This window comes from Novosphingobium sp. SG720, assembly GCF_012275365.1.
Lineage (GTDB): Bacteria > Pseudomonadota > Alphaproteobacteria > Sphingomonadales > Sphingomonadaceae > Novosphingobium > Novosphingobium rhizosphaerae.
Genome location: NZ_JAAZQN010000001.1, coordinates 1,028,216 through 1,040,911 on the forward strand (window position 1 = coordinate 1,028,216; position 12,696 = coordinate 1,040,911).

12 protein-coding genes are annotated in these 12,696 nt (G+C 65.9%); 7 read left to right on the top strand and 5 right to left on the bottom strand.

The features are described 5' to 3' along the window. Positions 1 to 223: 223 nt before the first annotated feature. The 4 genes from ilvC to miaA form a co-directional block, all read right to left on the bottom strand. Complete coding sequence (ilvC, locus tag FHW94_RS04625) at positions 224 to 1,243, bottom strand: ketol-acid reductoisomerase (protein ID WP_168554554.1); 1,020 nt, start codon at positions 1,241 to 1,243, stop codon at positions 224 to 226. Between the two features lie 119 nt (positions 1,244 to 1,362). Then, a complete protein-coding gene (gene ilvN / locus FHW94_RS04630; protein ID WP_179506435.1) occupies positions 1,363 to 1,878 on the bottom strand; it encodes an acetolactate synthase small subunit in 516 nt (171 codons plus the stop codon). 39 nt (positions 1,879 to 1,917) lie between these two features. After that, positions 1,918 to 3,669 carry a biosynthetic-type acetolactate synthase large subunit gene (ilvB, locus tag FHW94_RS04635; protein ID WP_168554556.1) on the bottom strand — a complete coding sequence of 584 codons (1,752 nt, stop codon included), beginning with the start codon at positions 3,667 to 3,669 and terminating at the stop codon, positions 1,918 to 1,920. 207 nt (positions 3,670 to 3,876) lie between these two features. After that, complete coding sequence (gene miaA / locus FHW94_RS04640; RefSeq protein ID WP_168554557.1) at positions 3,877 to 4,860, bottom strand: tRNA (adenosine(37)-N6)-dimethylallyltransferase MiaA; 984 nt, start codon at positions 4,858 to 4,860, stop codon at positions 3,877 to 3,879. Between miaA and serB the strand changes: the two genes are divergently transcribed. Both serB and FHW94_RS04650 read left to right on the top strand, forming a co-directional pair. Further along, on the top strand, positions 4,853 to 5,737 hold the full coding sequence (gene serB, locus FHW94_RS04645; RefSeq protein ID WP_168554558.1) for a phosphoserine phosphatase SerB: 885 nt from the start codon (positions 4,853 to 4,855) through the stop codon (positions 5,735 to 5,737). The genes miaA and serB overlap by 8 nt on opposite strands. Continuing rightward, complete coding sequence (locus tag FHW94_RS04650; protein ID WP_246865881.1) at positions 5,722 to 6,534, top strand: Coq4 family protein; 813 nt, start codon at positions 5,722 to 5,724, stop codon at positions 6,532 to 6,534. Before serB ends, FHW94_RS04650 begins: the two co-directional genes overlap by 16 nt. A gap of 193 nt (positions 6,535 to 6,727) precedes the next feature. Here FHW94_RS04650 and purL read toward each other — a convergent pair whose 3' ends face one another. After that, a complete protein-coding gene (purL, locus tag FHW94_RS04655) occupies positions 6,728 to 8,869 on the bottom strand; it encodes a phosphoribosylformylglycinamidine synthase subunit PurL (RefSeq protein WP_168554560.1) in 2,142 nt (713 codons plus the stop codon). 130 nt (positions 8,870 to 8,999) lie between these two features. Here purL and FHW94_RS04660 point away from each other — a divergent pair, with 130 nt between their 5' ends. The 5 genes from FHW94_RS04660 to queA all read left to right on the top strand — a co-directional run bounded on the left by FHW94_RS04660 (position 9,000) and on the right by queA (position 12,690). Next, positions 9,000 to 9,245 (top strand): exodeoxyribonuclease VII small subunit, encoded by a 246-nt coding sequence (locus tag FHW94_RS04660; RefSeq protein ID WP_110761299.1) that lies wholly within the window; start codon positions 9,000 to 9,002, stop codon positions 9,243 to 9,245. Positions 9,246 to 9,250: 5 nt separating this feature from the next. Beyond that, positions 9,251 to 10,159, top strand: coding sequence for a polyprenyl synthetase family protein (locus FHW94_RS04665; RefSeq protein ID WP_168554561.1), 909 nt, complete (start codon positions 9,251 to 9,253; stop codon positions 10,157 to 10,159). Further along, positions 10,159 to 10,671 (top strand): pantetheine-phosphate adenylyltransferase, encoded by a 513-nt coding sequence (gene coaD / locus FHW94_RS04670; protein ID WP_168554562.1) that lies wholly within the window; start codon positions 10,159 to 10,161, stop codon positions 10,669 to 10,671. The genes FHW94_RS04665 and coaD overlap by 1 nt, the downstream gene beginning before the upstream one ends. 109 nt (positions 10,672 to 10,780) lie before the next feature. Next, a complete protein-coding gene (locus FHW94_RS04675) occupies positions 10,781 to 11,512 on the top strand; it encodes a peptidylprolyl isomerase (RefSeq protein WP_246865882.1) in 732 nt (243 codons plus the stop codon). Positions 11,513 to 11,661: 149 nt separating this feature from the next. Then, complete coding sequence (queA, locus tag FHW94_RS04680; protein WP_168554563.1) at positions 11,662 to 12,690, top strand: tRNA preQ1(34) S-adenosylmethionine ribosyltransferase-isomerase QueA; 1,029 nt, start codon at positions 11,662 to 11,664, stop codon at positions 12,688 to 12,690. Positions 12,691 to 12,696: the final 6 nt, after the last annotated feature.

Below are 12,696 nucleotides of genomic sequence, written 5' to 3' on the forward strand. Positions count from 1 at the left end.
GGGACACGTGGTGGGACAGGGCAAAGGCGGCAGTTTCGAACCGGTAGGTCCAAAATGGCTATAATTGCTTTCTGGCCGTTGGCCATGCCGTTTGTCGAGTCTGCGCATACATCCGTAGAGGCCTGATACAAACGGCAAAGGGCCGGCCCGGGTGCGGGCCGGCCCTTTGCCGGACGACATGCGCCCCGCTGCGCAGGCAGCGGGGCGGCAGGCGTTCTGGGGATCAGTTCTTGGTCTGGTCGACCAGCTTGTTGGCGCCGATCCAGGGCATCATCGCGCGCAGCTGGGCACCGGTCTTTTCGATCGGGTGCGCGGCAGCGGCCTTGCGTGCAGCCTTGAGTTCGGGCTGGCCGGCGCGGTTGTCGAGCACGAAGTTCTTAACGAAGCGGCCCGACTGGATGTCGGCCAGAACGCGCTTCATTTCCGCCTTGGTTTCGGCGGTGATGATGCGCGGACCGGTCACGATGTCGCCGTATTCGGCGGTGTTCGAGATCGAGTAGCGCATGTTGGCGATGCCGCCTTCATAAAGCAGGTCGACGATCAGCTTGGTTTCGTGGAGGCATTCGAAATAGGCCATTTCCGGGGCATAGCCGGCTTCGACCAGGGTTTCGAAACCCGCCTGGATCAGGTGGGTCACGCCGCCGCACAGCACGGCCTGCTCGCCGAACAGGTCGGTTTCGCACTCTTCCTTGAAGTTGGTTTCGATGATGCCCGAACGGCCACCGCCCACGCCCGAGGCATAGGCCAGCGCGATATCGTGTGCATTGCCGGTCGCGTCCTGGTGGATCGCGACGAGGCAGGGCACGCCGCCGCCCTTGACGTATTCACCGCGCACGGTGTGGCCCGGGCCCTTGGGGGCGACCATGATCACGTCCACGTCGGCGCGCGGTTCGATCAGGCCGAAATGCACGTTGAGACCGTGGGCAAAGGCCAACGCCGCGCCGGGGCGCAGGTTGGCATGGATGTCGTCGGCATAGATCGCGGCCTGGTGCTCGTCGGGCGCCAGGATCATGAGCACGTCGGCCCAGGCGGCTGCTTCGGCGTTGGGCAGGACCTTGAAGCCGGCCGCTTCGGCCTTGGCGGCGCTGGCCGAGCCCGGACGCAGCGCGATGGCCACTTCCTTGATGCCCGAATCGCGCAAGTTCTGCGCATGCGCGTGGCCCTGGCTGCCATAACCGAGGATGGCGATCTTCTTGCCGGTGATCAGGTTCAGATCGCAATCGGCGTCGTAATAAACCTTCATGGTATTCGTCCTTGGTTGGTCGTCCTGCCGCAAGGGCATCCATCGGGCTGCAAGAGCGCTGTGGCGGACGTTGGTTTGGTCTGTCGCGAAAAATTCTGGTCTGGCGAACGCCGGCCGGTTCAGGCCGCCAGGGCGCCGCGGATCATGCCGACGATGCCGGTGCGGCCCACTTCGACCAGGCCGAGTTCCTTCATCAGGGCAACGAAGGTGTCGATCTTGTCGGGCGCGCCGGTCAGTTCGAAAATGAAGCTCGACGTCGTCGTGTCGACCACGTTGGCACGAAACACTTCGGCCAGGCGCAGCGCTTCCACGCGGTTCTCGCCCTTGCCCGAAACCTTGATCAGCGCTAGTTCGCGGGCCACGTAGGGGCCAACCTCGGTCAGGTCGGTCACCTTGTGCACCGGCACCAGGCGTTCGAGCTGGGCGTGGATCTGGTCGATCACCGCCGGCGGGCCGTGCGTCACGATCGTGATGCGGCTGACATCGTGCTCGTCGGTGATGTCGGCCACGGTCAGGCTGTCGATATTGTAGCCGCGCGCGGTGAACAGCCCGGCGATCTTGGCCAGGATGCCCGCTTCGTTGTCGACCGTGATGGTCAGGACGTGGCGCTCCTGCGCCTCTGCTTTGATTTTCATCATCGGATCAATCTTCAAAATCTGGCTTCAATTCCGGCTTCAGACCAGGGCCTTGGCTTCATCATCCATCGTGCCGGCCACTTCGTCGCCGTAGAGGATCATGTCGGTGTGCGCCGCGCCCGAGGGGATCATCGGGAAGCAGTTGGCTTCCTTCGTCACGCGGCAATCGACGATCACCGGGCCGGGATAGTCGATCATCGCGCGGATGCCATCGTCCAGCTGGTCGAGCGTGTCGATCTGGATGCCCTTCCAGCCATAGGCCTCTGCCAGCTTCACGAAATCGGGCAGCGCATCGGAATAGGAGCTGGAATAACGGCTTTCATACGTCAGTTCCTGCCACTGGCGCACCATCCCCATCCATTCGTTGTTGAGGATGAAGACCTTGACCGGCAGGCGAAACTGCGTGGCGGTGCCCAGTTCCTGGATGTTCATCTGGATCGAGGCGTCGCCGGCAATATCGATCACCAGCGCATCGGGGCAACCGACCTGCGCACCGATGGCGGCGGGCAGGCCATAGCCCATCGTGCCCAGGCCCCCGGACGTGAGCCACTTGTTGGGCGCATCGAAATGGAAGTGCTGCGCCGCCCACATCTGGTGCTGGCCCACTTCGGTGCTGATGATCGGCTCGCGGTCCTTGGTCAGTTCATAGAGCCGCTCGATCGCCAGCTGGGGCATGATCTCGCCATTGGTGCGCTTGGGATAGGCCAGGCTGTTGCGCGCGCGCCAGCCTTCGATCCGCGCCTGCCATTCGCCCAGGTCTTGCGCCACATGCCCGGCATCGAGCCAGCCGGTGATGATCTGGCGCAGCACCTGGCCGCAATCGCCCACCAGCGGCAGATCGACGCGCACGGTCTTGTTGATCGAGGCGCGGTCGATATCGATGTGGATCTTGCGGCTATCGGGCGAGAACGCATCGAGGCGGCCGGTGACGCGATCGTCGAACCGCGCCCCGACGCACACGACCAGGTCGGTCTTGTTCATCGCCATGTTGGCTTCATAGGTGCCGTGCATGCCCAGCATGCCCAGCCAATCCTTGTGCGCGGCGGGAAATGCGCCCAGGCCCATCAGCGTGGACGTGACCGGCGCGCCGGTGAGCGCCTGGAGTTCCTGCAGTAGGCGTGCGGCTTCCGGGCCGGAATTGATCACGCCGCCACCAGTATAGAGCACCGGCGCCTTGGCCGCGGCCAGCATGGCAACGGCCTGGGCAACGGCGTCGGCCGGGGCTTCCACTTGCGGGGTATAGCGGTTGCGCACTTGCGGTGCCTGGCCGGTCCAGCGGGTGGACGCGATCTGCACGTCCTTGGGAATGTCGATCACCACCGGGCCGGGGCGGCCTTGCGTCGCGATGCGGAACGCCTCGTCGATCACGCTGGCCAGTTCGGCCGGGTCCTTCACCAGGTAATTGTGCTTGGTGCAGTGGCGCGTGATGCCAACGGTATCGGCTTCCTGGAACGCGTCGGAACCGATGAGGGCGGTGGGCACCTGGCCGGTAATCACGACGAGCGGAATCGAATCGAGGAACGCGTCGGCAATGCCGGTGACGGCATTGGTGGCGCCGGGGCCGGAGGTGACCAGCACGACGCCGGGCTTGCCCGTGGCGCGGGCATAGCCTTCGGCCGCGTGGGCCGCGCCGGCTTCATGGCGGACGAGGATGTGGCGGATGCGTTCATCGCCGAACAGCGCATCATAGATCGGAAGTACGGCGCCGCCGGGATAGCCGAACACGAATTCGACGCCCTTGGCGACCAGGCTTTCGACCAGGATTTCAGCGCCGCTGCGCTCGCTTTTCACGACCTTGTTCCCTTGCTTGCAGGGCCGGATCAGCGGCCCAAAACCCTTGAAAACTGCGACCGGCCGCAGTCGCCTGCGCCGGTCCAAAACCCTTAAAAACTGCGGCCCGGCTGCAGTTGCCTGCGCCGGGCCGTCTCTCCCTACTCGGGCACCTGGCAAAGCCAGGCAATTGACGGCTTGGTAATTGACACAAACATTCGTGTCAACTCATGAGTTTTGAAATAAAGATGCTAGGGCGTGGCTGTCAAGGAAATTTTCGTGCGTCCCGCGCGGCCATTCGCCCGGAAACTGGTGTTTGGCCCAGGTGAATTGCCGTTTGGCGTAACGCCGCGTCGCCTGTTGACCGGCGGCAATGGCGGATTCGGCAGTCATTTCCCCACGCAGGAACGCGGCGGTTTCGGGCACGCCGATCGCGCGCATCACCGGCAGATCGGGATCGAGGTTGCGCGCCAGCAGCGCCGCCACTTCCTCCAGCGCGCCGCCCTGCCACATGCGTTCAAAGCGCAAGTCGCAGCGGGCATAGAGCCAGGTGCGATCGGGCAGCAGCACCAGCGGGCGCAGGTCGACCGTAGCGGCAATGCCGCCTTCGCGCCGGCCCTGCCAGTGGGCCAGGGGCTGCCCGGTGGAGCGCACCACTTCGAGGGCACGCGCCACGCGGGTGGTATCTGCCGGGTTGAGCAGTGCGGCGCGCGCCGGGTCTTCGCGGCAGAGCGCGGCATGGGCCTCTGCCACCGGTAGCGCGCGCACCGCGGCGCGGGTGGCAGGGTCGATCGGCGGGATGGGGGCAATGCCCTCGATCAGCGTGCGGATGTAAAGGCCGGTGCCGCCCACCAGGATGGGCAGCGCGTCTTGCGCATGCGCCGCGGCGATCGCGGCCTTGGCCGCCTGCGCCCAATCGGCGGCAGAGCAGGCCTGCGCCCCGTCCCATGCGCCGAACAGGTGGTGGGGCACGCCTTGCATTTCTTCGGGCGATGGGCGTGCGCTCAACACGGCAAGGTCGGCATAGACCTGCGCGCTATCGGCGTTGATCACCACGGCGCGGCCGCCGGAGGCCTGCTCGGCCAGGGCCAGGCGCACGGCAAGATCGCTCTTGCCGCTGGCGGTCGGCCCTGCAATGAGCGCGAGCCGAGGCCGGCGGTCCGCTGCGGATGCGTGTTGGCCGGAACAGGAAAGGGACGTTTCAGTGCTCATTGCCCGTCTGATAGCAGACCCGGAGACGCTTGGTGACAATCTTGCGCGGGCCATGGAACTGATCGAGGAAGCCGGCGCCGAAGTGGCCGGGGCCGGCATGCTGGATTTCTGCGAATCGGTGCTGGAAATGGAAGTGGTCGATGGCGATGCGGCCACGGTGCGCGGCATTCTCGATCGCTGCTTCCCCACCAGCGATTTCCTGCTGTCTGACCGCGTGATCGAAACCCCGCGCCTGTTCGTGTCTGACATGGATTCGACCATGATCAGCGCCGAATGCATCGATGAGCTGGCCGATTTTGCCGGACTCAAGGATCGCATCGCGGCGATTACCGAACGCGCCATGCAGGGCGAGCTTGATTTCGAATCCGCCCTGCGCGAGCGGGTGGGCCTGCTCAAGGACTTGCCCGAGGCCGCGATCACGCAGTGCCTCGACGAACGCATCCGCCCGATGCCCGGCGCGCGCGTGCTGGTGTCCACCCTGAAATCGCGCGGGTGCCACACCGTGCTGGTTACCGGGGGCTTCCATTCCTTTGCCGATCCAGTCGCGGCGCAGCTTGGTTTCGACCGCGTGGTGGGCAATCGCCTGGAAATCGTCGATGGCAAGCTGACGGGGGCCCTGGTTGGCGGGATCGTCGACAGCGGCGTGAAAAAGACCGTGCTGCTGGACGAGCTGGCGCGGCTTGGCCCAGCCACCGTCAGCCTGGCCACGGGCGACGGTGCCAACGATATCCCGATGATCGAGGCCGCGACCCACGGGATTGCCTATTATGCCAAGCCCAAGGCGCGCCAGGCCGCCGACGGCTGGATCGACCGGGGCGACCTGACCTCGATCCTCCATCTGTTCGGGATCGCGCGCGAGGATTGGGTGATCGACTGATGCAGGCGGAAGAGCGCGACTTTGCGGCGCTGCCGCTGCTGGATCCCGCACGGGAAAAGCCGCGCCTGCGCCCCTGGGTTGCATTCGGGCACTTTCGCCGCCTGATGCACAACACCGAGAACACCGCCGAAGTGTTCGGCATCTTTGCCGCGTTGCCCTGGCGCGGCGGCGGCCGGGCAGGGACGGCGTTCCTGTCCACGCCGCAGGGCCAGGCCCTGGCCCTGGCCGAACCGTGGCTGCCCGCCGTGCTCGACGATCACGCGGCGCTGCGCCGCATGCCGGCCGGCTCGCTCGCCCAGGCCTATTGCGATTTCATGGAAGCCGAGGGGCTGACCGCACAGGGCCTGGTGGACGAGGCTGAGCGCTTCCTGGCCGATCGCCCGCGCTACAACGACCGTTTCCAGTGGTACATGAACCGGCTGCGCGATGTGCACGATCTGATCCACGTGCTCACCGGTTATGGCCGTGATCCGCTGGGCGAGGCCTGCGTGCTGGCATTCACTTACCCGCAGCAACCCGCGCCGGGGCACTTGTTCATCGCCTGGATGGCTGCGCTGCAGATGAAACTGCGCCTCAAGAGCCGTGCCCCGGTGTTGGCCGCCGTGCGCGAGGCGTGGCAGCGGGGCAAGCCATGTCCGCGCCTGATGGAGCAGCCGATCACCGCACTGCTGCCCCTGCCACTCGATGAAGCGCGCCGCCGCCTGGGGATCGTGCCGGGCGTGGTCTACACCCGCGCCCATGCGGTGTGGCGCGGCGAAGGCATCGACCCGCGCGATCTGCTCGCAGCGGCCCGCTGAATCCACAAAGCCCCTCCCGCCTGCGGGAGGAGTTGGGGGAGGGCGTGTCATGCCCTGCCGTTTCGGGCTTCCACCACCCCCCGACCCCCTCCTCTGAAGAGGAGGGGGAGTATCGAGCAGGCACAAAAAAGCCCCCTCCTCTTCAGAGGAGGGGGTTGGGGGTGGTGCGAGGCCTAGCAAAGACCTCGAACGATCATCCCTCCATCCAGTCCCGGAAGAACGCTTCGTTGGCTTCGCGCAGGGTGGCGAGCGGCACGCCGGCCACGGCCTGGCCACCGGTGGTGCCGAGCTTCGTCGCGCCTTCCAGGTCCACCCCGGCAGGCGTGGTGACGACATAGCGCGACTGGTCTTCGCCAAACGCTTGCGCGGTACTCAGCGGCGCATCGAGCGTCACGCCGATCTTGCCGGCCAGCGCCATTTCGGTGAGCGCCACGAGCAGGCCGCCGTCGGAAATGTCGTGCACCGCAGTCACCTTGCCGTCGGCAATCCATTCGCGCACCTGCTCGCCGTTGCGGCGTTCGAGCGCGAGATCGACGGACGGTGCTTCGCCTTCCTCGCGGCCCAGGATTTCGCGCAAGTAGAGCGACTGGCCCAGGTGCGTGCCCTGGGGCCCAAGCAGCCACACGGTTTCGCCTTCGGCCTTGAACGCGATGGTGGCCATCTGTTCGTGGTCGAGCATCAGGCCCACGCCGCCGATGGCCGGGGTGGGCAGAATGGCCGAGCCGCCACCGGTGGCCTTGGATTCGTTGTAGAGCGAGACGTTGCCGGACACGATCGGGTAATCGAGCGCGCGGCACGCGTCGCCCATGCCTTCCAGGCAGCCCACGATCTGGCCCATGATTTCCGGGCGCTGCGGGTTGGCGAAGTTGAGGCAGTTGGTGATGGCGAGCGGGGTGGCGCCGACCGCGCAGATGTTGCGGAAGGTCTCGGCCACGGCCTGCTTGCCGCCTTCATAGGGGTCGGCAAAGCAATAGCGCGGGGTGCAGTCGGTGCTCATCGCCAGCGCCTTGTCGGTGCCGTGCACGCGCACCACGGCCGCATCGCCACCGCTCTTCTGCAGCGTGTCGGCGCCCACCTGGCTATCGTATTGCTCGAAAATCCAGCGGCGGTTGGCCAGGTCCGGGCTGCCGATCAGCATGACCAGGTCCGCGCCGATGTCGGCGCTTTCGGGCAGGGCGCCGAGCGGCGCCGGCTTGGGGCTTGGCACGTGCGGGCGGTCATAGAGCGGGGCATCGTCGGCCAGCGGGTCGAGCGGAATGTCGCACACCACTTCGCCGTTCCATTCCAGCACCATGTGGCCGGTGTCGGTCACTTCGCCGATCACGGCAAAGTCCAGTTCCCACTTGCGGAAGATCGCTTCGGCCATCGGCTCCTTGCCGGGCTTCAGCACCATGAGCATGCGCTCCTGGCTTTCCGAGAGCATCATTTCATAAGGCGTCATGCCCTCTTCGCGGCACGGCACCATGTTCATGTTGAGGCGGATGCCCGCGCCGCCCTTGCTGGCCATTTCCACCGAGGACGACGTGAGACCGGCCGCGCCCATGTCCTGGATGGCCACGATCGCGTCGGTCGCCATCAATTCGAGGCAGGCCTCGATCAGCAGCTTTTCGGTGAAGGGGTCGCCCACTTGCACGGTGGGGCGCTTTTCCTCGCTCTTCTCGTCGAAATCGGCGCTGGCCATGGTGGCGCCGTGGATGCCGTCGCGCCCGGTCTTGGATCCGACATAGACGATCGGGTTGCCCAGGCCCGTGGCGGCGGAATAGAAGATCTTGTCGGTATCGGCCACGCCAACGGTCATCGCGTTGACCAGGATGTTGCCGTCATAGGCCTTGTGGAAATTGGTTTCGCCGCCAACCGTCGGCACGCCCACGCAATTACCATAGCCGCCGATGCCCGCGACCACGCCTTGCACCAGGTGCTTCATCTTGGGGTGGTCGGGCCGGCCGAAACGCAGCGCGTTCATGTTGGCCACCGGGCGTGCGCCCATGGTGAACACGTCGCGCAGGATGCCGCCCACGCCCGTGGCCGCGCCCTGGTAGGGTTCGATGTAGCTGGGGTGGTTGTGGCTTTCCATCTTGAAGATGGCGGCTTGGCCATCGCCAATGTCGATCACGCCAGCGTTCTCGCCGGGGCCGCAGATCACCCAGGGCGCCGTGGTCGGCAGCTTCTTCAAGTGGATGCGGCTCGACTTGTACGAGCAGTGCTCCGACCACATGACCGAGAAGATGCCCAGTTCCACCAGATTGGGCTCGCGCCCCAGCGCGCCGAGCACGCGGGCGTATTCTTCTTCCGACAGGCCGTGGGCGGCGACGATTTCAGCGGTGATCTGGGACATGGCAGCGCCCTTAGCCGCGTGCGCGCGATTGCGCCAGAGGGAGAACGGCGCAAAAGGCGGGTGAGGGCGCGCATGTTCGTCGTGTCACCGGGCTTGACCGGCCTGCCGCGCCCGGCCATTGCTGGCGCCGATGGCAAGCACACCCGATATCGCCGCGCTCAGCTTCGAGGATGCGCTGAAAGAACTGGAAGTGGTGGTTCGCCGCCTGGAAAGCGGCGAGGCTCCGCTCGACGAGTCGATCGACCTCTACACCCGGGGCGAGGCATTGCGCACGCATTGCCAGGCCCGGCTCGATGCCGCGCAGGCGCGAATCGAGGCGGTCGTGGCTGATCGTGAAGGACGTCCGGCGGCAACGCGGCCGTTCGACGGGGCCTGAACGCCATGGCCACGCCCGAGGGCCGCTTCGGCTTGCTCAAGCCCGCACTGGCAGCGATCCAGGCCGAGATCGACGCGAGTTTCGACGCGCTGCTGCCCATCCCGGGCGATCCGCGCGACCGGCTGGTCGAGGCCATGCGCTATGCCACCATCGGCGGCGGCAAGCGGTTGCGCCCGCTTTTGGTAACCGCGACTGCGGCGATGTATGGCGTCGATCGCCAGGCGGCGGTGCGTGCCGGCACCGCGCTTGAGGCGATCCACGTCTATTCGCTGATCCACGACGATCTGCCGTGCATGGACAATGACGACCTGCGCCATGGCAAGGCCACGGTGCACAAGGCGTTCGACGATGCCACGGCCGTGCTGGCCGGCGACGCGCTGCACGATTTCGCGTTCGAAGTGCTGTCCGATCCGGCGATGAGCGGCGATCCCTTCGTGCGGGTGGAATTGATCCGCACTCTGGCGGTCAACAGCGGCACGCATGGCATGGCCGGCGGCCAGATGATGGACATCGTGGCCGAAACCGCCACGTTCGATTTGCCCACGGTCACCCGGCTGCAACAGCTCAAGACCGGGGCCCTGCTCGCCACGGCGGTGGAAATGGGCGCGATCCTGGGGCGCCTGCCGCCCGAGGGACGCACCCATCTGCGCGGCTATGCGCGCGACATCGGCCTGGCGTTCCAGATCGCCGACGACCTGCTCGACGCCGAAGGCGACGAAGCCGCCGCCGGCAAGGCGCTGCGCAAGGACGCGGTGGCGGGCAAGGAAACCTTTGTTTCGCTGCTGGGCGTGGAGCGCGCCCGCGAACAGGCGAGTATCCTGGTGGAGCAGGCCATTGCCCATCTCGCCAGCCATGGTTCGGAGGCGGACCTGCTGCGCGAACTGGCGCGCTTCATCGTGGAAAGGAATCACTGATGGCGCCGCGCGTTGGCATCTATCCCGGCACGTTCGATCCGATCACGCTGGGCCATCTCGACATCATCCGCCGCGGGGCCAAGCTGGTGGACCAGCTGATCGTGGGGGTGACCACCAATCCTTCCAAGAACCCGATGTTCACGCCTGAAGAGCGCATGGACATGGTGACCCGCGAACTGGACGAGCAGGGCATCGAGAATGTCTCGGTGGTTGGGTTCAATGCCCTGCTGATGAAGTTTGCCGAAGCGCAGGGCGCCAGCGTGATCGTGCGGGGCCTGCGCGCCGTAGCCGATTTCGAATACGAATACCAGATGGCCGGGATGAACCAGCAGCTCAATGACCGCATCGAGACGGTTTTCCTGATGGCCGATGTCAGCCTTCAGCCGATCGCATCCAAGCTGGTCAAGGAAATCGCCCTGTTCGGTGGCGACATTTCCGGCTTCGTTACCCCCACCGTGCGCGACGATGTGGTGGCGCGTGTGGAGCAGATCGGCCGCCTGGGAGACTATTGACCCCGCGCGCCGGGACACTTGCGGCGTTTATTGCCGAATCGTTCATTGCAGTGTCAGCGCGCTCGGCCTAATCGGCGTTTCACCTATTCCAACAAGGATCGCAGGCTTGATGATCGCCCGTTCGTTTTCCAAGGCCCTGATGAGCGCTGCACTGGCGGCCACGGCGATTGTCTTTGCGGCAACTGCCGTGCCGGCGATGGCGCAAAGCCAGCAGGAAAAGGCGCCGGCCCAGCCCTTCAAGCTCGACAAGGTGGTGCCCGAGCACGAAATTCCCTATGCCGTCGACACGGATCCCGCGCACGATCCCGACAACGTGCTGGTGCTCGACCTGTCGAATGGCGGGCGCGTGCTCATCCGCCTGATGCCGCAATGGGCCCCGCATCATGTGGAGCGGATCAAGACGCTGACGCGCCAGGGCTTTTACGACGGGATCATCTTCCACCGCGTGATCGACGGGTTCATGGCGCAGACCGGCGACCCCACCGGCACCGGGCAGGGCGGGTCCAAGCTGCCCGACCTTCAGGCCGAATTCAACGATGCCCCGCACATGCGCGGCACGGTGTCGATGGCCCGCACCAACGAGCCCAATTCGGCCAACAGCCAGTTCTTCATCGTGTTCTATCCGCGCTTTGCGCTGGATCACAAGTACACCAATTTCGGCCGTGTGATCAGCGGTATGGATGCGGTGGACACGATCGTGCGCGGCGAACCGCCCAGCAACCCGACCAAGATCCTCCAGGCCTCGATCCTGGCTGACAACAAGCCACGCCCGGCCCCGCCGGCAGCCGTGCCGACCAGCGCGATCACGCCCGACATGCTGAGCAAGTCGCGCACCAATTGAGCGGGTAACCGCAAGGCCCTTCGACAAGCTCAGGGCGAACGGCGGGGAGTGTTCGGATTCCCTCAAATCTCGTTCGGGCTGAGCCTGTCGAAGCCCCCTGGCGGTCAAGCCCTTGCCCTGCGCCACCGCTGCGGCTAGCGGCCTGCCCCATGCGTGTTGACCTTTTCGATTTCGAACTGCCGCCCGAAAACATCGCCCTGCGTCCGGCCCGCCCGCGCGATGCGGCCAAGCTGCTCCATGTTGCCGCTGGCGCGGCGCTGACCGATCACGTGGTGCGCGATCTGCCCGGCCTGTTGCGCGCAGGCGACGTGCTCGTGTTCAACGATACCCGCGTGATTCCCGCCCAATTGGAAGGCCGCCGGGGCGAAGCGCGGATCGGCGCCACGCTGCACAAGCGGCTGGACCTGCGGCGCTGGCAGGCGTTCATCCGCAACGGCAAGCGCCTGCGCGCGGGCGATACGATCGATTTCGGCGCCGATGTTGCCGCCACGGCCGAAGAGCGCCATGCCGATGGCAGCTGGACCCTGTTCTTTCCGGGCGAGGAGCCGGTGGAAATCTTGCTGGAGCGGGCGGGGCGCATGCCGCTGCCGCCCTACATCGCCGGCAAGCGAGAGACCGACGCGCAGGATCGCAGCGACTATCAGACGATGTTCGCGCAAAAGGATGGCGCTGTGGCCGCGCCCACGGCGGCGCTGCATTTCACGCCCGAACTGATGGCGGCGCTGGCCCAGGCCGGGATCGCCCATGAAACGCTGACTTTGCATGTCGGCGCGGGCACGTTCCTGCCGGTCAAGGCAGACGACACTGCCGACCACCAGATGCATGCCGAATGGGGCCGGATCGAGCCGGACACCGCAGCCCGCCTCAACGCTGCGCGGGCAGCCGGCGGGCGGATCATCGCGGTGGGCACCACATCGCTGCGCCTGCTCGAAAGCGCGGCCGACGAGGCCCGCACGATCCATCCCTTCGAAGGCGACACCGCCATTTTCATCACGCCCGGCTACGCCTTCAAGGCGATCGACGGGCTGATGACCAATTTCCACCTGCCCAAGTCCACGCTGTTCATGCTGGTTTCGGCGTTGATGGGGCTGGAAACGATGCAGGCGGCCTATGCCCACGCCATCGCCGGTGGTTATCGCTTCTACAGCTACGGGGATTCCTCGCTGCTGCTGCCATAAAGCGCA